This is a genomic window from Mycobacterium sp. MUNTM1 (assembly GCF_054660795.1).
On sequence record NZ_BAAGDE010000010.1, the window covers coordinates 80326 to 106871 of the forward strand.

At 68.7% G+C, this 26546-nt stretch carries 25 protein-coding genes and 1 pseudogene; 10 read left to right on the forward strand and 16 right to left on the reverse strand.

Translation table 11 applies throughout. The features are described 5' to 3' along the window. Window positions 1–9: 9 nt before the first annotated feature. Window positions 10–1245, reverse strand: coding sequence for a PPE family protein (locus ACYQ8K_RS08175; RefSeq protein WP_459967974.1), 1236 nt, complete (start codon window positions 1243–1245; stop codon window positions 10–12). A gap of 867 nt (window positions 1246–2112) precedes the next feature. On the opposite strand from ACYQ8K_RS08175, the gene ACYQ8K_RS08180 reads away from it, so the two are divergent. Continuing rightward, window positions 2113–2331, forward strand: a complete 219-nt coding sequence (locus ACYQ8K_RS08180; protein WP_459967975.1) for a hypothetical protein — start codon at window positions 2113–2115, stop codon at window positions 2329–2331. A 59-nt stretch (window positions 2332–2390) separates the two neighbouring features. Here ACYQ8K_RS08180 and ACYQ8K_RS08185 read toward each other — a convergent pair whose 3' ends face one another. Both ACYQ8K_RS08185 and ACYQ8K_RS08190 read right to left on the reverse strand, forming a co-directional pair. Further along, window positions 2391–2777, reverse strand: a complete 387-nt coding sequence (locus ACYQ8K_RS08185) for a hypothetical protein (protein WP_459967976.1) — start codon at window positions 2775–2777, stop codon at window positions 2391–2393. 46 nt (window positions 2778–2823) lie between these two features. After that, window positions 2824–4353, reverse strand: coding sequence for a DUF4185 domain-containing protein (locus tag ACYQ8K_RS08190; RefSeq protein WP_459967977.1), 1530 nt, complete (start codon window positions 4351–4353; stop codon window positions 2824–2826). Window positions 4354–5154: 801 nt separating this feature from the next. Between ACYQ8K_RS08190 and ACYQ8K_RS08195 the strand changes: the two genes are divergently transcribed. The 3 genes from ACYQ8K_RS08195 to ACYQ8K_RS08205 are packed head-to-tail and all read left to right on the forward strand — an operon-like array spanning window position 5155 to window position 8380. Further along, on the forward strand, window positions 5155–6381 hold the full coding sequence (locus tag ACYQ8K_RS08195) for an acetyl-CoA acetyltransferase (protein WP_459967978.1): 1227 nt from the start codon (window positions 5155–5157) through the stop codon (window positions 6379–6381). 2 nt (window positions 6382–6383) lie between these two features. Beyond that, window positions 6384–7898, forward strand: coding sequence for a carotenoid oxygenase family protein (locus ACYQ8K_RS08200; RefSeq protein ID WP_459967979.1), 1515 nt, complete (start codon window positions 6384–6386; stop codon window positions 7896–7898). After that, a complete protein-coding gene (locus tag ACYQ8K_RS08205) occupies window positions 7898–8380 on the forward strand; it encodes a VOC family protein (RefSeq protein ID WP_459967980.1) in 483 nt (160 codons plus the stop codon). Before ACYQ8K_RS08200 ends, ACYQ8K_RS08205 begins: the two co-directional genes overlap by 1 nt. Window positions 8381–8384: 4 nt before the next feature. Here the strand turns inward: ACYQ8K_RS08205 and ACYQ8K_RS08210 are convergent, their stop codons facing one another. From ACYQ8K_RS08210 to ACYQ8K_RS08245, 8 genes are all read right to left on the reverse strand, one after another. Then, a complete protein-coding gene (locus ACYQ8K_RS08210; protein ID WP_459967981.1) occupies window positions 8385–8819 on the reverse strand; it encodes a hypothetical protein in 435 nt (144 codons plus the stop codon). A 67-nt stretch (window positions 8820–8886) separates the two neighbouring features. Continuing rightward, window positions 8887–9657: a VOC family protein gene (locus tag ACYQ8K_RS08215; protein WP_459967982.1), complete on the reverse strand. Its 771-nt coding sequence runs from the start codon at window positions 9655–9657 to the stop codon at window positions 8887–8889. Window positions 9658–9745: 88 nt separating this feature from the next. After that, window positions 9746–10219 (reverse strand): type II toxin-antitoxin system Rv0910 family toxin, encoded by a 474-nt coding sequence (locus ACYQ8K_RS08220; protein WP_459967983.1) that lies wholly within the window; start codon window positions 10217–10219, stop codon window positions 9746–9748. A 3-nt stretch (window positions 10220–10222) separates the two neighbouring features. After that, a complete protein-coding gene (locus ACYQ8K_RS08225) occupies window positions 10223–10411 on the reverse strand; it encodes an antitoxin (protein ID WP_007777099.1) in 189 nt (62 codons plus the stop codon). Between the two features lie 66 nt (window positions 10412–10477). Beyond that, window positions 10478–12859, reverse strand: a complete 2382-nt coding sequence (locus ACYQ8K_RS08230; protein ID WP_459967984.1) for a cation-translocating P-type ATPase — start codon at window positions 12857–12859, stop codon at window positions 10478–10480. Further along, entirely contained in the window at window positions 12856–14448 is a 1593-nt protein-coding gene (locus ACYQ8K_RS08235) for a serine hydrolase (protein ID WP_459967985.1), read from the reverse strand. Before ACYQ8K_RS08235 ends, ACYQ8K_RS08230 begins: the two co-directional genes overlap by 4 nt. Before the next feature lie 39 nt (window positions 14449–14487). Then, on the reverse strand, window positions 14488–15597 hold the full coding sequence (locus ACYQ8K_RS08240; protein ID WP_459967986.1) for an MBL fold metallo-hydrolase: 1110 nt from the start codon (window positions 15595–15597) through the stop codon (window positions 14488–14490). A gap of 5 nt (window positions 15598–15602) precedes the next feature. Next, window positions 15603–16334, reverse strand: coding sequence for an enoyl-CoA hydratase (locus tag ACYQ8K_RS08245; RefSeq protein ID WP_459967987.1), 732 nt, complete (start codon window positions 16332–16334; stop codon window positions 15603–15605). Window positions 16335–16361: 27 nt separating this feature from the next. Here ACYQ8K_RS08245 and ACYQ8K_RS08250 point away from each other — a divergent pair, with 27 nt between their 5' ends. From ACYQ8K_RS08250 to ACYQ8K_RS08260, 3 genes are read left to right on the forward strand one after another with little or no spacing between them, the layout of a single operon-like run. Next, entirely contained in the window at window positions 16362–17858 is a 1497-nt protein-coding gene (locus ACYQ8K_RS08250; RefSeq protein ID WP_459967988.1) for a carboxyl transferase domain-containing protein, read from the forward strand. Window positions 17859–17903: 45 nt separating this feature from the next. Then, window positions 17904–18614 carry a two-component system response regulator PrrA gene (prrA, locus tag ACYQ8K_RS08255; RefSeq protein ID WP_007777113.1) on the forward strand — a complete coding sequence of 237 codons (711 nt, stop codon included), beginning with the start codon at window positions 17904–17906 and terminating at the stop codon, window positions 18612–18614. Window positions 18615–18630: 16 nt separating this feature from the next. After that, window positions 18631–19968, forward strand: coding sequence for a sensor histidine kinase (locus tag ACYQ8K_RS08260; protein WP_459967989.1), 1338 nt, complete (start codon window positions 18631–18633; stop codon window positions 19966–19968). Here the strand turns inward: ACYQ8K_RS08260 and arfC are convergent. From arfC to arfA, 3 genes and pseudogenes are all read right to left on the reverse strand, one after another. After that, window positions 19965–20267 (reverse strand): channel accessory protein ArfC, sunset domain variant, encoded by a 303-nt coding sequence (gene arfC / locus ACYQ8K_RS08265; RefSeq protein WP_459967990.1) that lies wholly within the window; start codon window positions 20265–20267, stop codon window positions 19965–19967. The two genes, ACYQ8K_RS08260 and arfC, sit on opposite strands and share 4 nt — an antisense overlap. 29 nt (window positions 20268–20296) lie before the next feature. After that, window positions 20297–20377 (reverse strand): annotated as a pseudogene (gene arfB, locus ACYQ8K_RS08270) (channel accessory protein ArfB); the annotation flags it as partial. An 11-nt stretch (window positions 20378–20388) separates the two neighbouring features. Further along, the gene (gene arfA, locus ACYQ8K_RS08275; RefSeq protein ID WP_459967991.1) at window positions 20389–21288 is read right to left on the reverse strand and encodes a channel-forming protein ArfA/OmpATb; all 900 of its coding nucleotides are present in this window, start codon (window positions 21286–21288) and stop codon (window positions 20389–20391) included. 86 nt (window positions 21289–21374) lie between these two features. Here arfA and ACYQ8K_RS08280 point away from each other — a divergent pair, with 86 nt between their 5' ends. Both ACYQ8K_RS08280 and ACYQ8K_RS08285 read left to right on the forward strand, forming a co-directional pair. After that, complete coding sequence (locus ACYQ8K_RS08280; RefSeq protein ID WP_459967992.1) at window positions 21375–21638, forward strand: DUF2630 family protein; 264 nt, start codon at window positions 21375–21377, stop codon at window positions 21636–21638. Beyond that, window positions 21635–23209: a phytoene desaturase family protein gene (locus tag ACYQ8K_RS08285; protein WP_459968021.1), complete on the forward strand. Its 1575-nt coding sequence runs from the start codon at window positions 21635–21637 to the stop codon at window positions 23207–23209. Before ACYQ8K_RS08280 ends, ACYQ8K_RS08285 begins: the two co-directional genes overlap by 4 nt. Window positions 23210–23229: 20 nt before the next feature. On the opposite strand, the gene ACYQ8K_RS08290 is transcribed toward ACYQ8K_RS08285, so the two are convergent. Both ACYQ8K_RS08290 and pdxH read right to left on the reverse strand, forming a co-directional pair. Continuing rightward, complete coding sequence (locus tag ACYQ8K_RS08290; RefSeq protein WP_459967993.1) at window positions 23230–24528, reverse strand: citrate synthase; 1299 nt, start codon at window positions 24526–24528, stop codon at window positions 23230–23232. Between the two features lie 158 nt (window positions 24529–24686). Then, window positions 24687–25349, reverse strand: a complete 663-nt coding sequence (gene pdxH, locus ACYQ8K_RS08295; protein WP_459967994.1) for a pyridoxamine 5'-phosphate oxidase — start codon at window positions 25347–25349, stop codon at window positions 24687–24689. 72 nt (window positions 25350–25421) lie between these two features. Here pdxH and ACYQ8K_RS08300 point away from each other — a divergent pair, with 72 nt between their 5' ends. Continuing rightward, window positions 25422–26543: a citrate synthase 2 gene (locus ACYQ8K_RS08300; RefSeq protein ID WP_459967995.1), complete on the forward strand. Its 1122-nt coding sequence runs from the start codon at window positions 25422–25424 to the stop codon at window positions 26541–26543. Window positions 26544–26546: the final 3 nt, after the last annotated feature.

The window sequence follows — 26546 nt, forward strand, 5'->3', positions numbered from 1 at the left end:
CGACCGCGGCTATTCCTGCGCGTCGTCGGCATTGATGACGATGATCGTGGCGGTGGTAGCCGCCCTCCCGAATGCGTTGCCCCCGAGGCCCATCCCGCCGGCAGAACCACCGCCGGCGGCGGCCACGGCGCGCCCGGCGAGCCCGGACGCCGCCATGTTGCCGAACAGCGATCCCTGGCCCTCTGCCGCAAGCGCCACCGGAGTGCCGACAACAGCGGGCTGCGGCAAGACGACGGCGACCGGCCGGACTTCCGGAGCGGCAGCGGCCCACCCCTGCGGCACCGACAACCGCCCGACCACGCCGGCACGGCCGATTCCCGTTGACACTCCGGTTCCGCCCGCTCCGGGCGAGCTGACCACCCGCGTCTCCGAATCCAGCCCGCCGCGCAGCCTGCCAAGCGCCGATCGGTCGCGGTCCAACCGCTGTCGGGCGCTGTTCACATTCGCCACGTTCTGGGGCACCAGGTAGTTCTCGACCCCCAACAGATATGGGCTACCGCCGATGCCGAACAGCGACACCGGGCCCAGCGGACCGGTGAGCGCCGAGTCGAATGCTGACAACAGCGACGGCGGGTCGGCGGCAGCCGCGGTAGGTGTGGTCAGGCTTTGTAGCGATTGCGGCACAGCCGACATCAGCTGCGGCAGCGCGGTTTGCGTGTTCGTCGCGACAGAGCCACTGGTCGCGTGCGCGACGGCCGCGGCCTGTACCGCCGTCCCGCCCGAACTGGCGGTCTGCGGCGGCTCGCTGAATGGCGCCATCTGCGTGGCAGTCGCCGAGGAGCCGGCATAGCCGTACATCGCCGCCGCGTCCTGGGCCCACATCTCGGCGTACTCGGCCTCGGTGGCCATGATCGCCGGAGTGTTCTGCCCCAGAAAGTTGGTCGCGGTCAGGGCCATCAGCCGGGCGCGGTTGGCCGCAACGGTCGGCGGCGGCACCGTCGCTGCGAATGCGGCCTCATAGGCGGCGACCGCGACTCGCGCCTGATTAGCGGTTTGCTCGGCCTGGGCGGCGGTCGCGCTCATCCACGCCGTGTACGGCGCCGCCGCGGTTGCCATCAGGCTCGACGACGGACCCTGCCAGCTACCGGTCAGGTTCGCGATCGACGACTCGTACGATGCCGCCGCGGAGTGCAACTGGGCGGCCAATCCGTCCCACGCCGCGGCCGCGGCCAGCATCGGCGCCGCCCCGGGACCGGCGTACATTCGGCCGGAGTTGACCTCGGGCGGCAAGCCTCCGAAATCCATTGCTACACCTCGTATTATTCGCGCGCCGATCGCACCTGCGCCGCGCGCATCTTGATCTGATAAGCCGGAGCTCTGGGAATCACGCCGCCCGACGCGCTGACGAACCCAGAGCCGCTATGCCGATTGACCGGCCCGCGTGCTCTGCACGCGCCGGCCTGGCTAGGCGGCATTCATGTTGTGGCACACGGCATTCGATGGATTAACCGGTGCGACCTACACGTGGCCACGGCCCGGTAGGCCGTGGGCGACATGCGGACGTCATTGGAGTTGCTGTGCAACGCCGATCACGGCAGAAACAGCTCGCGGTCGAAGGCTAGGATCCCCGGTTGCGCCACGGGCGGTGCCGGCGGCGCTGCAGGTAGGACTCAACCCGGCGACTGTGCACGCTGGCGATGACTTCGATTGCGTGCCAGCTATCTTGGCGTGTTTGCTCACAGACAACCGTGGCGAGGCACGGGCGCGCGTGCGCGAGGTGACGGACGGGCAGGGCAGAGTGAGCCTGGCGGCGTGGTGCAGTACTCGCCGCACACACCGACGGTGAGCTCCCGCCGAGAGGCGTCATTGCAATGCTCCTGCTTGCACGGCCATGTGCCGCAACAAAATCCCCGCTCTACCAGTAGATGACTGAACACGATCGTACTTTTCGTTGTCACGCCCTGTCCAGTTTGCGTTCATCGACCGCGCTTACGCTTATGTCTTTTCTGCGGCGCCGTCGAACGCATCGATGCGTCGGGCCGCCGCGCGGCGCCCTACGTCGGACGAATTCATATCCCACAAAGTGCGGGGAAGAGGACTAGCATCTATACCGTGCGTGTGAAGGAAGAAACGTAGCGCCCGTCGCTTCGTAGGGCACGAGCCGAGCCTGCGATGCGGAAGCTGATCGCGACACTGATGGCCGTTGGGGCCGTGATGCTCAGCGGGGCTGTCGCCCGCGCCGAGAACCAACCGGCGCCGCCTCCTCCCCCCGCCCCGTCGTTCTACGCACCGAAGTGCCTCAGTTTCGATCCCAACCCGCCGGCACACTGGAACTACCTGCCCTGCGGATGGACCACGGACGGCAAGCGGTGGTTTCCGCCGCCGCCGTAGCCGATACCCCCTGACGCGTATCGGCGACGGTGGCGCCGCGAAAAGCCCTCAGCCGCTGGCTAACTGGCTTTGAGGTGGCCGCCTCCCCGGCAGCTGACGCCGCAGACGCCCGCATCCCCCCGGGCGTCTGCGAGCGAAAGCGCCTGGTCGATCGGAACACCACTGCAGTCCAGGCCGTTGACCACCAGGCCCAGGCTGATCGCGCCGTCGGCGCGGGTCCCTTCGATGCACACCTCGATGTCTCGGAGCCCCGGCCTTCCCACCGTCCAGAAATCCGGCCGGTGTCCGTCGAACACCGTGTGGGCGTCCGCGGCGCCGACGCCCTCCGATCGGGACAGCTCACCCGCCGACGACTCGGGCACATCGTCGGGCAACGCCGCCGCGGCGAGAGGAGTGAGCGGATCGGCGAGGCCGCAACAGTTGTCGTGATACTCCAAGGCGATCATCGTCGCCCTCCTCTCACTCGGCCATCGTTGTTCGACGGCAACGGCTTTACGGCAGCACGGTGTGCATCAGCATCACGTCGTATGCCGACCACAGCGACAGGTTGAAGTACAGGTCTCGTCCGGACGACCAGGGATGGATCATCGGCGCATAGATACCGCCGGGCATCTGGAACGACGACACCAGCGGCTGCTCGGGACTCCAGGGCCCTTGCGGCGTCGGCGCGGTCCGTGCCACGACGTCGTTGCTGCCGCCGTCGGTGTAGAGCACCAGGTACTGCTTGAGATAACTGTTGTACTGGGCCGACATTTCGCCGACCGGCCCCGGGAAGATCGGCGTCGCCGCGCCGGGATTGTTCGCCACCCAGTGACCGCCGTTGTCGCCGTTCCAGTACTGGTACTTGGTCAGGTCGGGCAGCTGATTCGGTGGGACGCGCGAGAGGAACGCCGCGCCGCCACGCCCCGACGGGGTGCCGAACTGGTAGAGGTAACCGTCGTTACCCTTCAGGAACGCGCCCATCTGGAAGTTTTCATTTCCCGGCGTAAACCCCGCTCCCGGAATGGCATCCGGCGAGGCCGTGCGGATGGTGGTCGGGAAGATCCCCCAGTTCTGGCCGTTGTCGTTGGACCGGGCGATCGCCGAGTAGTTCGTCGACCATTCGCCGTCACGGCCCCACTGCCGGATGGACATGTAGCTCATGTACTGGGTTCTGCCCATCGACATCGCCGCGGTCGGGATGATGCCCGTCTCGTGCGCCGCCTTGTGGATGGTGTTGACGACCTGCTTGGAAAGTCCCGGCGCCCACACCGGCGAGCCGGAGTATCGGTCGTTCGGCACACCGTCGGCGATGTGAATGCCCTTCGACAGGTCGTGGTCGTTGCTGCGGAACAGGGTGTTGTAGCGCCACTGCTGGCCGTGCACCTTGCAGTAGCCGAAGGTGTCCCCGAAGGCCATCAGTACCTGGCGGTTGCCGGGATCGCCGTTGTCCCAGGCGATCCCGAGGTCGGTGCCGGAGATGCTGAAACGCTGCAGGGTCTTGTTGGGGCCGTTCGGTCCGGTCACCCAGTCGACGAGCGACGTCGGAGCCCCGGCGATCGACGGGGGCGGCGGTCCCGGCTCGGGCTGCGGCTGTGGCTGCGGCCGCGGCACGGGCGCGGCGTTCGGGCGCAGCTGGTTGGCGTTCGGCGGGACGCCGGGTGCCGGAGGATTGGGTCCGGGCGGCAACACCTCGGCTTGCGGGTACATCGGCGCGGACGGGTCGGGCCCCTCGGCTCGCGGGTGCACCGGTGCGGAGTACTGCCGGCCCGGCGCGGCCGGCTTGAGCAAGGACGAGATCAGCGGACCCAGCCGCGGTAGCGGGGCCTGGTCATTCGTGTGCGTGGGCCTGCGCCCGACTGGCGGCTGGACGACCGGCTGGGGTGCGGGCATGGCCGGCGGCGCGGCGGGCGGATCCACGTTGGCCTCGGGTGCCCCGCACGGTGTGGCGTTTGCGATTGGCGCGGGCCCCACCACGAGGACGAATCCGATAGCGGCCGCCGACGCCATCGATAGCGACACACTTCGCAGAAACGCCGACATGTAGCACCTTTCGAGGGGTAGGACACCGCGATGACGTCCTTCAGCTGGCCCATGTGACGATAGTGATCTGCGGGGCAAATGTGACCAGTGATGAGCTGATAGGTATGCATCCGTGACCGTGTCGCAACGCAGCGATCCCCGCCCGCGACGCACCTTCGCGACGATTAGCTCACCGTCCATATGACCAGTTGGAAGGCGTGATCGACTTTGCCGCGGCCGCGGCCACACTGGACTGTTCGGCTGGCGGGGCGGTGCCAGGATGGACCCGGACCGGCTCGACCGGCGCCGGGACGGCCGTTCTCCCGAAACCGACCTGTCGCTACGAGTCGGGCACCCCTTCACCCGGTCGCGCGGCCGCGGGGCGCGGGCCGCCGGGTGCGAGGGGAAGCGACGACGACTTTGCTGGGCGGGCGGCGCAGCGCTCGCCGAATACCTGCGCGAGCCGCCGATCCGGTTCGGTACGGGCGCACCACATTGCCGCAGCTCAGCCTTTCGCGCGCGGAACCGTGGGGCACGCTGTTGCACACACGCAAAACGAGATTCGCCATTCGGCCGGCGCAACGCGAAAGGCGTGTCACACTCAAACAGATTGGGTCAGCATGTTTGTCGACCGTCATCGGTGGCAATGATCCAACAGAGGCGAGTGCGTCGGCCGGCCTTCGCACCCGTCTAGGTCCCGTCGGTTCAGCCCGAGAGCCGACGGGGCCGCCCTTTTTCGGGGTCCCTTCACCGACCTAGACGGGTTGGGCTCGGGTCGCCGAAGGCCTCAACAACCCCGCGGTGCGGGAGTACCGTCGGCGTATGGACCGGTCGCCCGGCGTATGGATTCTCGGCGGTTATCAAAGCGATTTCGCTCGCAACCTCTCCAGAGAAGGCCGCGACTTCGCCGCGCTGACGGCCGAGGTCGTCGACGCCACACTGACCGCCGCCAGGGTCGATGCGGGAGACATCGGGGTGGTGCATGTCGCCAACGCCTTCGGCGAGATGTTCGCGCGGCAGGGCCACCTCGGGGCGATGCCGGCCACGGTGTGTGACGGCCTCTGGGATACGCCGGCCTCGCGGCACGAAGCGGCGTGCGCCTCCGGCAGCGTCGCGGCGCTGTCGGCGATGGCGGATCTACGCTCGGGCGCCTACGACAGTGCGCTGGTGGTGGGCGTCGAGCTGGAGAAGACCGTCCCCGGCGACACCGCCGCGCAGCATCTGGGCGCCGCCGCGTGGACCGGTCACGAAGGGGCAGACGCCCGCTACCTGTGGCCGTCCATGTTCGCCCAAGTGGCCGACGAGTACGACCGTCGGTACGGGCTGGACGACGCGCACCTGCGCGCCATCGCCCAGCTGAACTTCGCCAGCGCGCGGCGCAACCCCAACGCGCAGACCCGCGACTGGACGGTCCCCGAGCCGATCACCGACGACGACGCCACCAACCCGATCACCGAGGGACGGTTACGCCGATTCGACTGCAGCCAAATGACCGACGGCGGTGCGGGATTGGCGCTCGTCAACGACGCCTATCTGCGCGAGCACCCCGGTGCGCGCCCGATCGGCCGCATCGACGGCTGGGGGCATCGCACCGTCGGGCTGGGGCTGCAACAGAAACTGGACCGCGCCGATGGCGACCCGTACGTCCTGCCCCATGTGCGGGCCGCGGTGCTCGACGCGCTGCGCCGCGCGCAGCGCCGCCTCGACGACGTCGACGGATTCGAAGTCCATGACTGCTTCACCCCGAGCGAGTATCTGGCGATCGACCACATCGGGCTGACCTGCCCGGGCGAGTCGTGGAAGGCGATCGAGAACGGTGAGATCGAGATCGGCGGCCGGATGCCGATCAACCCCGGCGGCGGACTGATCGGTGGCGGACATCCCGTCGGGGCCTCCGGCGTGCGGATGCTGCTCGATGCGGCCAAGCAGGTCAGCGACGCCGCGGGCGAATATCAGGTCGAGGGAGCCCGGAGGTTCGGCACCCTGAATTTCGGCGGAAGCACCGCCACCACAGTGAGTTTCGTCGTCAGCGGCACCGAAGGCGTGTGATCATGGATGTTGAGATCGTCGGCAAGTTCCTGTCCACCCTGCCCGAAGACGACGACCACCCGTATCGCACCGGACCGTGGCGTCCCCAGACCACCGAGTGGGACGCCGACGACCTGATCGCCGTCCAGGGTGAGATTCCCCGCGACCTGGACGGCGTATACCTGCGCAACACCGAGAACCCGCTGCACCCGGCGTTGAAGACCTACCACCCGTTCGACGGTGACGGCATGGTGCACGTGGTCGGCTTCCGCGACGGAAAGGCCTTCTACCGCAACCGATTCATCCGCACCGACGGCTTCCTGGCCGAGAACGAGGCGGGCGGGCCGCTGTGGCCGGGCCTGGCCGAGCCCGTGCAACTGGCCCGGCGCGAGCAGGGCTGGGGCGCACGCACGAAGATGAAGGACGCGTCGAGCACGGACGTCATCGTGCACCGCGGCATCGCACTGACCAGCTTCTACCAGTGCGGCGACCTGTACCGGATCGACCCGTACTCGGCCGGCACGCTGGGCAAGGAGTCCTGGAACGGCGGCTTCCCGAGCGAATGGGGTGTGTCGGCACATCCCAAGGTGGACAACAGAACCGGCGAACTGCTGTTCTTCAACTACAGCAAGCAAGAGCCGTATATGCACTACGGCGTGGTCGACGAGCGCAACGAGCTGGCGCACTATGTCGACGTCCCGCTGCCCGGGCCGCGCCTCCCGCACGACATGGCGTTCACCGAAAACTACGCCATCCTCAACGATTTCCCGCTGTTCTGGGATCCGCAACTGCTCGAGCACGATGTGCACCTGCCACGCTTCTATCCCGACCTCCCGTCGCGCTTCGCGGTGATCCCCCGCCGCGGCGCCACCGGCGACATTCGCTGGTTCGAGGCCGATCCCACGTTCGTGCTGCACTTCACCAACGCCTACGAGGACGGCGACGAGATCGTGCTCGACGGCTTCTTCGAGGGCGATCCGTCCCCGCTCGATACCGGTGGCACCAAGTGGGAGAAGCTGTTTCGCTTCCTCGCCCTGGATCGCCTGCAGGCCCGGCTGCACCGGTGGCGCTTCAACCTGGTCACCGGCGCGGTGCGAGAGGAGCGGCTCTCGGAAACCATCACCGAGTTCGGCACCATCAACCCCGAGCACGCCGGCGGCGCCTACCGCTACACCTATGCCGCCACCGGCAGGCCCGGCTGGTTTCTGTTCGACGGCCTGGTCAAACACGACCTGCGCACCGGAATCGAGGAAAAGTTCTCGTTCGGCGAGGGCGTCTACGGCAGCGAGACCGCGATGGCCCCGCGGGTGGGCGCCACCGGTGAGGACGGCGGCTACCTGGTCACCCTCACCACCGACATGAACACCGACGCCTCCTACTGCCTGGTGTTCGACGCCGCCCGGGTCGGCGACGGCCCGGTGTGCAAACTGCAACTGCCCGAACGTATTTCCAGCGGTACCCACTCGACGTGGGCGCCCGGCACCCACTTGCGCCGCTGGGACACCGCCGACTCGGCCGCCGGCGCGATCGGGCTGTGATGAGCGCCCGCAAGCACCACCACACCACGCACTGGCCGCTTCGGCTCGCGCCGATCGGCGCCATCCGCTTCGCGCGCCGCTCCACGCATTTCGCGCAAACAGTGCAGTTCTACCGCGATCTGGTGGGGCTGCCGCTCTACGAGACGTTCGGGGACAGCTACGGAAGCAACGGCGCCATCTTCGGATTGCCCAGCTGGAACCTCACCATGGAAATCGTGGAGGCCGTCGACGCCGTCGCGGTCGATCGTCACGAACAGCTGTGCCTGTATTTTCCCGACCAGCAGGCGCAACAAGCCGCCCTCGCGCGCCTGCGCGAGGCCGGCGTCGAACCCGTCGAACAGCACCCGTACTGGGAGGCCACCGGGGCGGTCACGTTCCGCGACCCGGACGGACGCGAAATTGTCTTCGCACCCTTCGTATTCGGTGTCAACGAGCCCGAAACCAGCGGCGCGTCGGGGACGCACGAGTTCCCGTCGGCCTGACCGATCAGCGGCCGGACCTCCCCGCAGCCGCCGCGGCGACGACGGCCACCAGCGAGCACGCCGCCGCGCAGACCGCGGCGCCCCCGCCGACGTACAGCCCGTATTCGGCGGACACCGGCGGATTGACGTTGAGCTTGTAGTACCACGCCGTCAGCGCCACGATCAGCAGCGAAATCAGCAGCGCGGCAACCGAAGCGAGCTTCACCGACAGTCCACGGCCTATCATCGCGCCGACCACCAGCAACGTCGAGGCCAACAGCACGATGAGCTGCCCCGCGCCGAACCCCCGGGGCAATTCCAGGTTGCCGTGAGCGCCGCCGACGGCGTTGGCCCAACCCCCGCCGTTGACGGTCGTCCGCAGCCACGGCAACCATGCGCTGGCCGACACCACGACGGCGAAAAACGCCACCAGCCAACCGGGGCGCAGTCGGCGAGTCATGCTAGCGAGGTTAACGGACTCTCACACCGGCCCGCGTCAACGCACGCGAGGCTCGCCGGACGAGGCGCTACGTCTGCAGCGAGGACAGGTTGAAGACCGCGCCCGTCGGATCGCCCGCTGCGGCCAGCCGCCCGTACGGGGTGTCCTCGGCGTCGCGCACCACGATGCCGCCATTGTCGGCGATCACCCGCAGCGTCTTGTCCACGTCCTCGGCGCCGAAGAAGATCACCCAATTCGACGGGATGTCCTGCGGCAGGAACGCGGCCCCGTCCATCACGCCGAGCAATTGCTCGTCACCGAATCGTGCCGTGCTGTAGCGGAATTCGTCGCTGTCGGACACCGTCTCGGTCTGCCACCCCAGAACCTCGCGGTAGAAGTCGAGGGCCGCGCTGTAGCCGCGTGTGGTCAGCTGGTGCCACACAGGGGCGCCCGCGGCCCCGACGAGCTCGAAGCCGCGGTGCTCCAGCGGCTGCCACAGCCCGAACACCGCGCCGGCCGGGTCGGTCGCGACGGCCATGTGGCCCTTGGCGGGCACCTCCATCGCCATGCACACCGCACCACCCGCCTCGGGCACCGCCGCGACGGTGGTGTCGATGTCGGCGGTGTGAAAGTAGGTGGCCCAGTGGTCGGGCGACCCGGCTTCCGGCCGATTGGCCATGATGCCGGCCACCGGGTGGCCGTCCTTGGCGGCATTGAGGTAGCCGCCGTACTCGGGTCCGGCGGACTCGAAGGTCCAGCCGAAGACCGTGCCGTAGAACTGCTGCGCGCGGGCGACGTCGGACGTGGTCAGATCGATCCAGCATGGGGCGCCCAGCGGGGCGCAGTCGCGGATGGGCACGGTGACCTCCTGGTGGTGTCCTGGCCCCGAGGGAAAGGGCTTCACACTATCGACTGCCGCCCAGCCTAAAACTCATCGACGCCGGCGATCAGCGATGAGGCCCACCGTCTCCGTTCGTGCTCGGGTCGGCGCGGGTGAACACCGTGACGAAGTTCTCCAGCGATTGGTTGATGTCGCCGCGCAGCGCCGCGGCGACGATCATGCCGATGGGGCCGAACAGCGCCGGACCGCCCAGGTGCACGTCGAAGCTGACGGTGGAGCCGTCGTCCCTGGGCGCGACCTTGGCCATCAGCTTGACCTTGACCCCGCCGACACCGTCACCGTTGAGCGTCATGCCCTCGGGCGGCTTGTAGCGCACCACCGTCCATTTGATGCGGCTGTACATGCCCTTGACCTCGACGATCGACTCGACGACCGTGCCCTTTTCGATCTCGTCGGGCAGAGTGCTGCGCCACACCCGGTGGATGGTCAGCCATTCCTTGTACCGGGACAGGTCCGAGGCGTGCTGCCAGGCCACCTCGGGTGGCAGCGGGACATCGATGGATCCGGAAAGCTTCGCCATTGCTCAGTTCTGCTGGTCGCCGGTGTCCGCGGCGCCGGTGGCCTTCTTGGCCTGCTCCTGCACCTGGTGGATGGTGTCGGTGTATTTGCCCTGCGTCTTGTCGTCGACGAACTCGCCGGCCTTGTCGATCGCCATTTCGACCTTGTCGGCGTTCTGCGACAACAGGTCCTTCGCCTTGTCCAGGAATCCCATGAGCCCTCCCTTTTCCCGGCATCGTACTTGGCCGGGGACGGCGCACTGCGGGTGACTTCGGCGCACTCAGCGCCACAACCGCGGCTGCACACCCAGCACTTTGGCGCGGATCCACCACGTGGCCTCGATGCCGGCCGCACCGAGCACCCCGACGCCCAGCGCGGTCGATGTCACCGCGACATTGGACGGGTCGAGCAGGAACTCCTTGCGCGCCAGCGGCAGGCTGAAAATCACGACATAGGCCAGGCCCGAAGCGATTACCAGCGCCACCCGCCACCACTCGTAGGGGCGGGCGACCACGGCCAGCACCCACAGCGCGGTCATCAGCAACGTGATCAGGGCCGCGGTGGACGCCTGATCCTGTTGGACGAAGGTGGCGTGGCGACCGTGATAGGCCAGCAGGTAGGAGGCGAACGTCGCGGTGCCGACGATCAGCCCGGAGGGCAGCGCGGACGTGAGGACCCTTCGCACGAAACCGGAGTGGGCGCGTTCGTTGTTGGGCGCCAGCGACAGGATGAACGACGGTATGCCGATGGTGAACCAGGCCGCGATGGTGACGTGGATGGGCTGGAACGGGTACAGCAGCGGGTCAGCCTTCAACGGTTTGGAGAGCAGGCATTCCATGCCCACCAGCAACGCCAGCAGCACCGAGTACACCGTCTTGGTCAGGAACAGGTTGGCGACGCGTTCGATGTTGCCGATCACCCGGCGCCCCTCCCCGACGACATAGGGCAGCGTGGCGAACCTGTTGTCCAGCAAGACGATCTGCGCGACCGCGCGCGCCGCCGGGCTGCCGGCGCCCATCGCGACCCCGATGTCGGCGTCCTTGAGGGCCAGCACGTCATTGACACCGTCGCCGGTCATCGCGACGGTGTGCGCGCGCGATTGCAGGGCGTGCACCACGGCGCGCTTCTGATCCGGCCGCACCCGCCCGACGGTGGTGTGGGTGTCCAGCGCGTCGGCCAATTGCGCGGGCTCGGAGGGCAATTGGCGCGCGTCCATCGTCTCGCCGCGCAGCCCGAGCTTGCCGGCGACGGCGCCGACCGAGACCGCGTTGTCCCCGGACAGCACCTTGACCGAAACACCTTGTTCGGCAAAGTATTTTAGTGTCGCGCGCGCGTCGGGGCGCACCTTCTGTTCGAGGACCACCAGCGCGACGGGGGTGACGCGGCCCGGCGCGTCGGGGTGGTCGACGGCGACGTCACCGGCGCCGACCAGCAGCACCCGCAACCCCCTCGCCCCGATCCGCTCGGCGTGCTCGGCCGCCGCCGACGCCGGCTCGAGCAACACGTCCGGCGCCCCCATCACCCAGTTGCCGTGGCCGTCGAACGAGACGCCGCTCCATTTGGTGGCCGACTTGAAAGGTGCTGTCGCCGTGGCGGTCCAGCCCGGCGGTTCGTGGTAGGTCTCGGCGATGGCCCGCATACTCGCGTTGGGCCGCGGATCGGCTGCGGCCAGCGAGGCCAGCACGTCGGCGATCCGCTCCCCCGTCGGGTCGAGTTCGTCCACGGTCGCCACCCGCATGCCGCTTTCGGTCAGGGTCCCCGTCTTGTCCGCGCAGACCACGTCGACACGCGCGAGTCCCTCGATGGCGGGTAGCTCCTGCACCAGGCACCGGCGCTGACCGAGCCGGACCACCCCGACCGCGAAGGCGACGGATGTCAGCAGCACCAGCCCTTCGGGGACCATCGGCACCAGCGCGCCGACCGTGCGCAGCACGGCCTGCCGCCAGTCGGCGTTCGTGGTGAACAGCTGGGTGTAGATGGTAAGCAGGCCGGCGGGCACCAACAGATAGGTGATGAACTGCAGAATGCGGTTGATGCCGTTGCGGAGTTCGGATTTCACCAGGGTGAACTTGCTGGCCTCCTCGGCGAGCTTGGTGGCGTACGCGTCCGGGCCCACCTTGGTGGCGCGGTAGGCGCCGCTGCCCGCAACGACGAAACTGCCCGACATCACCGCGTCGCCGACGGCCTTGGCGATCGGGTCGGCCTCACCGGTCAGCAGCGACTCGTCGACCTCCAGGTTCGCCTCTTCGACGATCTCGCCGTCGACGACGACCTGATCGCCGGGGCCCAGTTCGATGATGTCGTCGAGCACCACCTCCCCGGGCGGCACCGCCCGGGTCCCGGATTGCCTGCGCACCAAGGGTTTCGCCTGCCCCACGATGGCGAGTTTGTCCAGCGTCTGTTTGGCCCGGATCTCCTGGACCATGCCGACGACGCTGTTGGCGACGATCAACAGCCCGAACATCCCGTTGATCACCGAGCCCGTCGACAACACGATCAGCAGCAACACCCCCAGGATCGCGTTGATCCGGGTGAAGACGTTGGCCCTGACGATTGCGGTGATGCTGCGCGTGGCGCGTTCTCGTACCGCGTTGCTCTTGCCGTCGGCCGCGCGCTGCGCGACTTCGGCGTCGGTCAGGCCGAGGGCGGGAGCGAGTGTCATCGTGTGAAGGTTCCCAGCTTGTTCGAGTCGTAATACTCCAGGTTCAGCGTGGCGCCGGGGAACCCGGAAAATGTGGCCTTGGAAACCGTTCCGGGTGGCGCGTTTTCGTTCGTCAGTGCAAAGGTGAAGGTGTCGCCGTCGAAGTGTGTGAGGGCGGCCGTCCGGTTTTTCGGCCCTAATGCCAACTGCAGCGCGCCGTCGTGTTCGGTCACGAGGGCCGGTCCCCAGTAGTCGCTGCCGTAGGTGCCCACGTAGTCGCCGAGCGGTCGGGACGGGGCGGGGTTGGCCGGGGGTCGCTTGCCGACCAGCGAGCCCACCGGATTGTTCAGCCAGCCGATCGCCTTCTTGTACAGGGGACCCCAGTCCTCGCGGATCTGACCGTACTGGATCAGGTCCATGAATTCGGCGGTCAGCGTTTCGGGGATGCCGTAGGGCGCGGCGTTGGTCAGCGCGATGATGCCCACGTCCTCAGAGGGCAGCACCACGAAATTGGTCGCCGCCCCCAAATCGAAAGCGCCGGAATGGCTGTACTCGGTGCGTCCCGAGGAGTCCACCGAGGAGTTGAAGCCATACCCGTAGAAGCCGGTGCGCGCCTGCGGCGTTTTGGCGGGCGATGACACCATCTGCGGGCTGAGCGCGGGCAACAGGGCCTCCGGTGACGTGATCCGCCGGCCGTCGTAAGTTCCGTTGCCCAGCAACATCAACAGCCAGCGCGCCATGTCGTGCACCGATGAGCTCACGCCGCCGGCCGGTGACTGGGGATCGGGGTCGCGCTGGAAACGGGCCTGCCACGTGTCGTCGATCTTGATGTGGTTGACCGCGTGGTTGGGCCGGGCAAGGAAGTCGCCGAACCGCGAACTTGTCGAGGTCATTCCCAGCGGGCGGTAGAGCGCCTCGTCGGACAGCTCCTCCCATGGCTTGCCCGCGGCGGCCGCCACCGCCTCAGCACCGGCGGTGATCCCATAGTTGGTGTAGGCGTAGCTGATTCGGAACGGATCCAGCGGCAGGTACTTGAGCCGCTCCAGCGTTTGCCGACGGTCGTAGCCCAGGTCTTCCAGCTTGTCACCGGCGTGGTCCGGCAGCCCGGAGCGATGGGAGTACAGGTCGCCGACGGTCACATGGCTGGTGACGTAGGGATCGCTGAGCGTGAACCATGGGAGCTTGGACGCGACGGGCGTGTCCCAGGCGACGACGTTGTCGCTGACCTCGTGGGCGATCACCGTCGCGCCCACGGATTTGGACACCGATGCCAACTGGAAGACGGTGTCGGCGTCCACTCTGTTGTCCTGGCCCTGCCCCTTGCCCACGTCCTTGATGCCGAAGCCTTTGGCGTACAACACTTTCCCGCCGTGCACAACGGCCACCGCCATCCCCGGGATGCCGGTGCTTTTCATCAGGTCGTTGACCAGACCGTCGACCTTGGCGACGGCCTCATCGATGCGGCCGGCGGGTATCGAGACGCCGGAGACCTGGTTGGGCGGAAGGTCAGGCGATGTGGACGGCGGAGCGGCTGTCGGCTGCACGGAACCGCATCCGGTCAACCCGAGCAGCGTCGCGGCGATCGCGGCCGCGGCCGCACGTGTGGTCATGCGCGAACCCTAACGCGGTGCGATGCGCGCCGCGCCGATCTACAGCCGCCACCAGGGGTCGGATGTCTGCGGCGCCGCGGGATCGACGCGCTGACCGGGCAGCGGCACCGCCACGTCCACCCGCTCGGGCGCGGCGGCGGCCAGGAGACGCTCCACCGGTTCCGCCCACGGGTGCGGGGCCAATCGGAAAGTGCCCCAATGGATCGGGACCAGCAGCCCGCCGTCGGTGACGTCCAGATGCGCCCGCACCGCCTCCTCGGGGTTCATGTGCACGTCGGGCCACGCCGTGTTGTAGGCCCCGATGGGCAGCAGCGTCAGGTCGAACGGCCCGTGGTCGGCGCCGATCTGCGCGAAGCTCTTGGTGTAGCCGGTGTCGCCGCCGAAATACGCGCGATGCGTCGGGCCGACGAACGCCCACGACGCCCACAGCGTCGTGTTGCGGTCCAGAAAGCGTCCCGAGAAGTGCCGCGCGGGCACGCACACCACCGTCAGCTCGTCGACCTTGGCGCTCTGATGCCAGTCGAGCTCGACGATGCGGTGCTCGGGGATGCCCCACATGCGCAGGTGGGCCCCGATGCCGAGCGGCACGAAGAACGGGGCCCGCTGGGTGCGGGCCAGCGCCCTCACCGTGTCGATGTCGAGGTGGTCGTAATGGTCATGGCTGATCACCACCGCGTCGACGGCGGGCAGCGCCTCGAGTTGGATCGGCGGCGGGTGCAGCCGCTGCGGGCCGACGACGTCCGACGGCGAGCACCGGTCGCTCCACACCGGATCGGTGAGCACCCGGTAGCCGTCGATCTCCAGCAGCGCCGTGGAATGGCCGAACCAGCTGACGGCCAGCCGGCTCGGGTCGGCGTCGAGAATCCCCGGCGACGCCAGCGGGATCGGCCCCTTCGGCCTGCTGCCGCCCCGGTTCCCGATCAACTCCCACGCGACGAGCCGCAACTGCTCGCGGTCCATCTTGGTGTCGGAGGCCGGCTCGAGGTTGACGAAGACGCCGTCGCGGTAGTGCGGCGACCCGGCCGTCACCGCCGCGATCGAGGCGGGGTGGGCGCCGAGCGCGTCGGGCGCGCCGCGCAGCGCCCGCATCAGCCAGCCACCGGCCGCCAGCGACGCCGTACCGGCGACCAGCCGTAGCGTCCCCCGCATGGTTGTCAGGCCCCCTGGAACTTCGGCGGTCGTTTCTCGATCCGGGCGACCTGGGCCTCCACGACGTCCTGGCTGCTCCAAGCCTTGTCGAAGAGCTCCTTGTGCACCGGGCCCGCCTCTTCGATGGCGCCGTCGTCGTTGAGCACCCGCTTGGCGTGCTGGATGGCCAGCGGCGCCAGGCCCGCGACCTCGGCGGCCCACGCCTGCGCGTCGGCCAGTGTCCCGATGCGGTTGGCCATCCCGGTCTGCAGCGCCACGTCGGCGGTCAGCTTCTCCGCGGTGAGCAGCATCGCGCGGGCGCGGCCGTGGCCGACGAGCGAGGACAGTCGCCGGATGCTCCAGTTATCCAGGGCCAGACCATATTTCGAAGTCGGGAACTGAAAGAACGCGTCGGGCGCGACGACCCGCAGATCGCATTGCATGGCCAGCTGCAGGCCGGCGCCGATGGCCGGCCCGTTGATGGCCCCGATCACCGGGATCAGCGTGGCGTCGAGCACCTTGTGCAGCTCGATGAGCCGGTCGGGGTAGTCGGCGGCGAAGGCGTCACCGGACAGGTCCGCGCCGGCGCAGAACACCGTGCCCTGACCCGTCAGCACGATCGCGCGGGTGGAGCCGTCGCCGGCCTTCAGCACGGCCTCGCGCAGCTCCTCGACCAGCTGGGAGTTCAAGGCGTTGCGGCGCTCGGGGCGCTGCAGCTCGATGGTCATAACGGCTTCGGCCTGGGTAACACCGATCATGGCAGCCACCCTATATAGCCTCGTCACGTGAGTCGCATTACGGCTGGTCAACTCCGCGATGCGGTGCTGGACGAAAATTCCTTCATCCGCTGGGACAGCGAACCGCTCGCGGTGCCGGTCAGCGCGTCCTACGCCGGCGAGCTGGCCGGCGCCCGGGAAGCGACGGGCCTGGACGAATCGGTGCTCACCGGCGAGGGGCGCGTGTTCGGGCGCCGGGTCGCCGTGGTGGTCTGCGAGTTCGGCTTCCTGGGCGGGTCGATCGGGGTGGCCGCGGCCGAGCGGATCACCGCCGCCGTGCAGCGGGCGACGGCCGAGGGCCTGCCGCTGTTGGCGTCGCCGAGCTCCGGCGGCACCCGCATGCAAGAGGGCACGGTCGCGTTCCTGCAGATGGTGAAGATCGCCGCGGCGGTCCGGCTGCACAAACAGGCGCATTTGCCGTACCTGGTCTATCTGCGCAATCCGACCACCGGCGGGGTGTTCGCGTCGTGGGGTTCGCTCGGTCATGTGACGGTCGCCGAGCCGGGCGCGCTGATCGGCTTCCTCGGGCCGCGCGTGTATCAGTTGCTCTATGGCGAACCCTTTCCCGAGGGCGTGCAGACCGCGGAGAATCTGCAGCGGCACGGCGTGATCGACGGCGTCGTCCGGCTCGATGAGCTGCGCCGCACGCTCGACCGGGCCATGACCGTCATCGCCGACGCTCCCGCGCCGCTGCCCGCGCCGGCGCCGCCCGAACCGACGCCCGACGTCGCGGCGTGGGACTCGGTGGTGGCGTCGCGGCGGCCCGACCGGCCCGGGGTGGGGCTGTTGCTGCGGCACGGCGCCACCGACCGGGTGCTGCTGTCCGGGACCGGCCAGGGAGAGGCCGCCACCACACTGTTGGCGCTGGCCCGATTCGCCGGCCAGCCCGTGGTGGTGCTGGGCCAGCAGCGGCTGACGGGCGGGTTGGTGGGGCCCGCGTCGCTGCGCGAGGCCCGGCGCGGCATGGCGCTGGCCGCCGAGCTGCGACTGCCGCTGGTGCTGGTGATCGACACGGCGGGGCCGGCCCTGTCGGCCGAAGCCGAGCAGGGCGGGCTGGCCGGGCAGATCGCGCAGTGCCTGGCCGAGCTGGTCACGCTCGATACCCCGACGGTGTCGGTGCTGCTGGGCCAGGGCAGCGGCGGGCCGGCGCTGGCGATGGTGCCGGCCGATCGGGTGCTGGCCGCGTTGCACGGCTGGCTGGCTCCGCTACCGCCGGAGGGCGCGAGCGCGATCGTGTTCCGCGACACCGAGCACGCCGCCGCACTCGCCGCGGCGCAAGGCATTCGATCGGCCGATCTGCTGAAGTCCGGGATTGTCGACGCGATCGTGCCGGAGCATCCCGATGCCGCCGATGAGCCGGTCGAGTTCGCGCAGCGCTTGTCGCGGGCCATCGCCGTCGAGGTGCAGGCTCTGCGCGAGCTGCCCGCCGCCGAGCGGCTGGCCGCCCGGTTGCGGCGTTACCGCAACATCGGATTGCCCGAGCATCGCCGCGAACCCGCCGGGTAAGACAGCGGTGTAGCCTCCCACAGCCATAGTCGGCAATCAGGCAAAATGGGCGGCATGGACACTGGAGCTAGCTCACCGCGCGTCTTGGTCGTCGACGACGATTCCGATGTGCTCGCGTCGCTCGAACGCGGTCTGCGGCTGTCCGGATTCGAGGTGTCGACGGCGGTCGACGGCGCCGAGGCGTTGCGCAGCGCCACCGAGACGCGCCCGGACGCGATCGTGCTCGATATCAACATGCCCGTGCTGGACGGCGTCAGCGTCGTCACGGCGCTGCGCGCCATGGACAACGACGTCCCGGTCTGCGTGCTGTCCGCCCGCAGCTCCGTCGACGACCGGGTCGCGGGCCTGGAGGCCGGAGCCGACGACTACCTGGTCAAACCCTTCGTGCTGGCCGAGCTGGTCGCGAGGGTCAAGGCGCTGCTGCGCCGCCGCGGCGCCACCGCCACGTCCTCCTCGGAAACCATCACGGTCGGGCCGCTGGAAGTCGACATCCCGGGCCGGCGTGCCCGGGTCAACGGCGTCGACGTCGACCTGACCAAGCGGGAGTTCGACCTGCTGGCGGTGCTGGCCGAGCACAAGACGGCGGTGCTGTCCCGCGCGCAGCTGCTCGAGCTGGTGTGGGGTTACGACTTCGCCGCCGACACCAACGTCGTCGACGTGTTCATCGGATATCTGCGCCGCAAGCTGGAGGCGAACGGTGGCCCCCGGCTGCTGCACACCGTCCGCGGAGTGGGATTCGTACTGCGCATGCAGTAACCAACCCGAACGACCCATGAAGTTCCTGTCCCGGATTCTGACCCGTACGCCATCGCTACGGGCCCGGGTCGCCGTCGCGACGGCCATCGGCACGGCCATCGTGGTGGTGATCGCGGGAGCGGTCGTGTGGTTCGGCATCACCAGCGCCTGGAAGGAACGCCTGGATCGCCGCCTGGATGAGGCGGCGGGTTTCGCCATCCCGTTCCTGCCCCGCGGCCTCGATGACATCCCGCGCGCCCCCAACGATCAGGACACCGTCATCACCGTCCGGCGCGACGGCCAGGTCAAGTCCAACTCGGACGTCACGCTGCCGCCGCTGGACGTCGGCTATGCCGACACCTACATCAACGGGGTGCGCTATCGCGTCCGAACCTTGGAGGTCGCCACGCCACAGCCGGCGACGGTGGCGGTGGGTGCGACGTACTACGACACGATCGCCCAGACCAACAACCTGCATCGCCGGGTGATCCTCATCTGCGCGCTCTCGATCGGCGCGGCGGCGGTATTCGCTTGGCTGCTCGCGGCGTTCGCGGTGCGGCCGTTCAAACGCCTGGCCCAGCAAGCCCGCTCGATCGATGCCGACGAGCGGCCGCAGGTGGCGGTGCGCGGCGCCAGCGAGGCCGTCGAGATCGCCGAAGCCATGCGCGGGATGCTGCAGCGCATCTGGACCGAACAGGACCGGACCAAGGACGCGCTGGCGTCGGCCCGCGACTTCGCCGCCGTGTCCTCGCACGAACTGCGCACGCCCCTGACCGCGATGCGCACCAACCTCGAGGTGCTGTCCACCCTGGACATGCCCGACGAACAGCGCAAAGAGGTGCTCAGCGACGTCATCCGCACCCAGTTGCGGATCGAGGCCACGCTGACCGCCCTCGAGCGCCTGGCCCAGGGCGAACTGTCGACGTCCGACGATCACGTTCCCGTCGACATCACCGAGCTGCTCGACCGCGCCGCCCACGACGCCACCCGGATCTATCCGGGGGTCGACGTTTCGCTGGTGCCCTCACCCACCTGCATCATCGTCGGGTTGCCGGCCGGGTTGCGCCTGACCGTCGACAACGCGATCGCCAATGCCGTCAAGCATGGCGGCGCCACCAAGGTGCAGCTGTCGGCGGTCAGCTCGCGCGCCGGCGTGGAGATCGCCATCGACGACAACGGCAGCGGCGTGCCCGAAGATGAGCGCCGGGTGGTGTTCGAGCGGTTTTCCCGCGGATCGACCGCCTCCCATTCCGGGTCGGGGCTGGGCCTGGCGCTGGTGGCCCAACAGGCTCAGCTGCACGGTGGGACGGCGGCGCTGGAGAATAGCCCGCTGGGTGGCGCGCGGCTGGTGCTGCGCCTCCCCGGCCCAAGCTAGTCGGGAGCGGCGTCGGCCGAGCCCGGGCCGTGCGGCGCGCGCGGCGACGGCGGGATCTTGGTGGTCGGCGTCTCCTGGGCGACCGGGATCTTCGTGGTGCGCCGTTGGGTGACCGGGATTGTCGTGGTGCGCTTCTCGGTGACCGGGATCGCGGTGGTGGCGGGCTCCGCCGCCGCCCCGTTGCTCGGTGACTTCGACACCGGCGCTTGGCTTTTGGCCCGGATCATCAGCAGCGTGAGGGTGAGCATCAGCCCCAGGCCGAAGGACAGGCCGAACAGCCACCAGTGCACGTGACTCATCGTCCGGCCCCCTTCCCCGGGCGGTTGAGCAGCGTGGCAATCGCCCAGGCGACGGCCGAGCCCGCCACGAACGCGAGCAGGTACCACAACCACTGGATCAGAAAGTCCACGCCGAATCTCCTTAGCTGACCACGATTTCGACCCGGCGATTCTGGGCCCGCCCGTCGTCCGTGCCGTTGGGGGCGATCGGGTTGGCCGAGCCGAGACCGTTGGTGCTCAGCCGGTCGCCGGGCACGCCGTGGGCTTCCAAGAATGCCGCGACGGCTTGCGCGCGCTCCTCGCTCAACGGCACGTTCAGGCTCGTGTTGCCGGTGCTGTCGGCGTAGCCGTTGATGGCCGCATGCGCGTTCGGGCACGCCTTGAGTTTGTCGGCGACACGGGTCAGGACCTGCTCGTCCGACGCGGTCAGACTGCCGATGTTCGAGTCGAAGGTGAGCGCGCCGTCGGTCAGGGTATTGATCGCCGATTGCAGGTTGGTGCACGACGCGGCGGCGGGCGGCGGCGACGCCGCCGGTGCGTTAACCACAAGATTGTCAACGACATTCAGGTTGGACCAGATGCGCTTGGCGTCGGTGTCGATGGTGTTCTTCTGCTCGGGCGATGCCGCGGTGCCCGCGAGCGTGATGGTGTCGCCGCCGACCGTGAGGCCGAAATCGGCGATCGATGCGCTGTCGGAGAAAACGGGTTTGGCCTTGGCGAAATCGAGGGCGTCGACGGCGGGATCGATGCGGATCTCCTCGACGATGTCGAGGCCGGGGGGCAGCGCGCCGGTCAGCACCTTCAGCAACGCCGCTTTGGCGGACTCGTCGGGGAAGTCTCCGGTCAGGGTGACGCTGTTGCCGTTGCGGAGCATGGAGAACGCCGCCAACGAGAACCTCGGCGCACCAGCGCTGGTCGACGGCGCCGAAGACACGCGGCCGGACGGCGATCGTGCCGACACTTCGTAGCCGATTGCGGCGATCAGAAGCGGGATGACCACCAGCGCGATCAGCCAGGCCAGGCCGGGCCGTTTGATCCTCACGACGGCCCTCCCTCATGTCGCCCGCATTTGCCAGGCGATATGCAGCCTACCGATTCACCCCCTCCCGAGTCGGGCACACTGGAGCGATGGCCAACGGCAGTAAACCGACCGACAACGACACCCTGGCGGTCATCCGTGAGCTGGTCGCCGAGGAGAAAGCCCAGCGTGCCCAGCTGCAGCGCGGGGACATCGACACGTCGGAGGAGCACGACCGGCTCCAGCGGGTGGAGGTCGAACTCGACCAGTGCTGGGACCTGCTGCGGCAGCGCCGGGCACTGCGCGAGACCGGCGGCGACCCACGGGAGGCGGAGGTGCGCCCGCCCGACGAGGTCGAGGGCTACCTGAGCTGAGCGATCACGCGGCCGACGTCGACGCCCTGATCATCGGAGGCGGCCACAACGGCCTCGTCGCGGCCGGCTACCTGGCCCGCGCGGGTCTGCGGGTGCGCCTGCTGGAACGGCTGGAACACACCGGCGGCGCCGCCGTCTCGGCGCAGGCCTTCGACGGTGTCGGCGTTCGGGTGTCGCGCTACTCCTATCTGGTCAGCCTGCTGCCCGCGCGCATCGTGAAAGATCTGGGCGCCGACGTGCGACTGGCCCGGCGGCCGTTTTCGTCGTACACCCCCGACCCGGCGACCGGCGGCCGCGGCGGGCTGCTGATCGGATCGTCCGGTGACACCTTCGCCGCCATCGGGGCGGCCGGGGATGCGCGGGGGTTCGCCGACTTCTACCAACGCTGCCGGCTGGTGACCGAACCACTGTGGCCGACATTGCTCGAACCGCTGCGCACCCGCAAGTCGGCCCGCCGGCAGGTGACGGAACGCGGCGATCGCCGCGCGGCGGCCGCGTGGCAGGCGTTGATCGATAACCCGATCGGACACGCGATCGCCGACGCGGTGCGCAACGACGTGGTGCGCGGCGTGGTGGCGACCGACGCGTTGATCGGCACGTTCGCCCGCCTCGATGACGCGTCGCTGACGCAGAATGTCTGCTTCCTGTATCACGTGCTCGGCGGGGGCACCGGAGACTGGGACGTCCCGATCGGCGGCATGGGCGCGGTGACCACGGCCCTGGCTGCGGCCGCGATGGGTCACGGCGCCGAAATCACCACCGGCGCAGAGGTTTACGCTGTCGATCCCATCGGGGAGGTGCGTTATCGCAGCGGCGGCGAAGACCACCTGATTCGGGCCCGGTTCGTCCTGGCCGGCGTCACCCCGACGGTCCTGGCCGGGCTGCTCGGCGAGCAACCGCCGCCCGGGGCCGCCGGCGCGCAGGTCAAGGTGAACATGGTGCTGGCGCGGCTGCCCCGGCTGCGCGACCGCGCCGTCACGCCCGAACAGGCCTTCGCCGGGACGTTTCACGTCAACGAGACCTGGACGCAACTGGACACGGCCTATTCGCAGGCCGCCGGTGGTCGACCGCCGAATCCTCTGCCGTGCGAGGCCTATTGCCACTCGCTGACCGACCCCAGCATCCTGTCCGACGAGTTGCGCGACGCGGGCGCGCAGACGATGACGGTGTTCGGTCTACACACCCCGCATTCGCTTTTCGACGGAACCGATCCCGACGCGCTGCGCAATCAGCTGACCGATGACGTGTTGGCGTCGATGAATTCCGTTCTGGCCGAACCGATTCAAGACCTGCTGCTGACCGACGCCCAGGGCCGGCCGTGCCTCGAGACCACCACCACGCTGGATCTGGAGCGCACCCTGCGCATGAGCGGCGGCAACATCTTCCACGGCGGCCTGGCGTGGCCGTTCGCCGAGGACGACGAGCCGCTGGACACCCCGGCGCGGCAATGGGGCGTGGCCACCGCGCACGAACGAATCATGCTGTGCGGCTCGGGCACTCGCCGCGGCGGAGCGGTGTCGGGCATCGGCGGGCACAACGCCGCGATGGCGGTGCTGGCCTCGCTGCGCTAGCGGCTGTGCTTGCGGATCGACTACTTGCGCGCGTCGATGGTGACGTAGTCGCGCTCGGTGTAGCCGGTGTAGATCTGGCGCGGACGGCCGATCTTGCTGTCGCCCTCGTCGTGCATCTCACGCCAGTGCGCGATCCAGCCGGGCAGCCGACCCAGCGCGAACAGGACGGTGAACATCCGGGTCGGGAAGCCCAGCGCCCGGTAGATCAGACCGGTGTAGAAGTCGACGTTCGGGTAGAGCTTGCGCTCGATGAAGTAGTCATCGGTCAGCGCCGCCTCTTCGAGCTGCTTGGCGATGTCGAGCAGGTCGTCGTCGCCGCCCAGCTTGGCCAGGATCTTGTCGGCCTGCTCCTTGACGATGCGGGCGCGTGGGTCGTAGTTCTTGTAGACGCGGTGGCCGAAGCCCATCAGCTTCACGCCTTCTTCGCGGTTCTTGACCTTGCGCACGAATTCGCTGACGTCGTCGTCGCTTTGGCGAATCTTCTCGAGCATCTCGAGCACGGCCTGGTTGGCGCCGCCGTGCAGTGGGCCCCACAGCGCGTTGATGCCTCCGGAGATGGAGGTGAACAGGTTGGCCTGCGACGACCCGACCAGCCGGACCGTCGACGTCGAACAGTTCTGTTCGTGGTCGGCGTGCAGGATGAGCAGCATGTCCAGCGCCCGAACGATTTCGGGGTCCGCCTCGTAGGGCTCCGCGGGCAGTCCGAACGTCATGCGCAGGAAGTTCTCCACCAGCGACAGTGAGTTGTCCGGGTAGAGGAAGGGCTGGCCGACCGACTTCTTGTAGGCGTAGGCCGCGATGGTCGGCAGCTTGGCCAGCAGGCGGATCGTGGACAGCTCGACGTCCTCGGTGTCCATCGGGTCGAGCGAGTCGGGGTAATAGGCGGACAGCGCGTTGACGGCGCTGGACAACACCGGCATCGGGTGGGCGTTGCGCGGGAAGCCGTCGAAGAATCGCTTCAGGTCCTCGTGCAGCATGGTGTGCAGCTGGATCCGCTTGGTGAAGTCGGCCAGCTGCTCCTTGCTCGGCAGTTCGCCGTAGATCAAGAGGTAGCTCACCTCGATGAAGGTCGACTTCTCGGCGAGCTGCTCGATCGGGATGCCGCGGTAGCGCAGGATGCCCGCGTCGCCGTCGATGTAGGTGATGGAGCTCTTGCACGAGGCGGTGTTGACGAACCCGTTGTCGAACGTCGTGTAGCCGGTCTTGGACAACAGCGAGCCCAGCGCGATGCCGTCGGCGCCGTCGGTGGCGCTGACGATCTGCAGGTCGGTCTCGCCACCCGGGTACTTCAAAGTGGCGGTGTCGTCGGTGTCTGCCACGAGAACCCCTTTGCGCTCTGGCTGATATGGCTGCTGACTTGGTGCTTACTGCAAAAGGTAGTCGTTATGAGGATGAGGCGCCTGCCCGGGGTCGAGTCCGCTGGTCACGCCAACAATCGATCCCGACACGCCGCCGCGCGACGTGCATCATCAGCGGGTTAGGGCTGCAGGCGCTCCACCCGATCTCCGGTTATGCGGATGCGGTTGTGCAATCGATTTTCCCGGCCCTGCCAGAACTCGACGAGTTCCGGCGCAATGAGATAGCCACCCCAGCCCGGCGGGACCGGAACCTGCTCGCGGTCGGCGAAGCGGGCGGTCACCTCCTCCAGCTGGTCGAGCAGGGCCGCCCGTGACGCGATCGGTTGCGATTGGTGCGACGCCCAGGCGCCCAGCTGCGATCCGCGCGGCCGCTTGGACCAGTAGTCCGCGGTGGCCTGCGCGGTGACCTTGCTCACCGGACCCCGGACGTGGACCTGACGGCCGAGCCGGTACCAGGGGAACGTCGCCGAGGCGTAGGGCGTCGCCGCCAGGTCCTCGCCCTTGGCCGAGTCATAGTTGGTGAAGAAAGTGATCCCGGTCTCGTCCACGCTCTTGCACAGCACCGATCGGCTGGCGGGCCGGCCGTCGGCGGTGACGGTGGCCAGCACCAACGCGTTGGGTTCGGCCACACCCGAGCGTTCGGCGTCGTCGATCCATTTGCGCAACAACGAAACCCAGCCGTCGCGCAGCCAATCCGCGTCGAGATCCGGACTGCCGTCTTTTTCCACTGACCCGTACTCCACACGCATTCTTTGCAGGTGCTCGTCGTCTGTTCCTGCCATCGCGCCAACGCTACCGGCGCTTGCTACCGGCCGGTAGCGTCGGCCCGATCAGGGGGTGCGAGAATTTTCGGTATGACTGTGGTACCCGAAGACTTTGTCCCCGGCCTCGAGGGCGTGGTCGCCTTCACCACCGAAATTGCCGAGCCGGATAAAGACGGCGGTGCGCTGCGCTATCGCGGCGTCGACATCGAAGACCTGGTCACCCAGCAGGTCACCTTCGGTGACGTGTGGGCGCTGCTGGTCGACGGCAAGTTCGGCCGCGGGCTGCCCCCCGCCGAGCCGTTCCCGCTGCCCATCCACACCGGCGACGTCCGCGTCGACGTGCAGGCGGGCCTGGCGATGCTGGCCCCGATCTGGGGATACAAGCCGCTGCTGGACACCGAGGACTCCGTCGCCCGCGACCAGCTGGCCCGGGCGTCGGTGATGGCGCTGTCCTACGTCGCGCAGTCCGCGCGCGGCATCTACCAGCCCGCCGTGCCGCAGCGGGTCATCGACGAATGCGAGACGGTCACCGCCCGTTTCATGACGCGGTGGCAGGGCGAGCCGGACCCACGCCACGTCGAAGCTATTGACGCCTACTGGGTCTCGGCCGCCGAGCACGGGATGAACGCCTCGACGTTCACCGCGCGGGTGATCGCCTCGACCGGCGCCGACGTGGCGGCTTCGTTGTCCGGGGCGATCGGGGCGATGAGCGGCCCGCTGCACGGTGGGGCGCCGGCGCGGGTGCTGCCGATGCTCGAAGAAGTCGAGCGCACCGGCGACGCGCGTGCCCTGGTGAAGAAGATCCTGGACAGCGGCGACAAGCTGATGGGCTTCGGCCATCGGGTCTACCGCGCGGAGGACCCGCGGGCCCGGGTGCTGCGCGCCACCGCCGAACGGCTGGGCGCCCCGCGCCACGAGGTCGCCGTCGCGCTGGAGCAGGCGGCGCTGGCCGAGCTGCGCGAGCGCCGTCCGGACCGGGCGATCGAGACCAACGTCGAGTTCTGGGCCGCGGTGATGCTGGACTTCGCGCGGGTGCCGGCCAACATGATGCCGGCGATGTTCACCTGCGGCCGCACCGCAGGGTGGTGCGCGCACATCCTCGAGCAGAAGCGGCTGGGCAAGCTGGTCCGGCCGTCGGCCATCTACGTGGGCCCCGGCCCGCGCAGCCCGGAATCCGTCGAGGGCTGGGACCGCAGTCTCACCAACGCCTGAGCC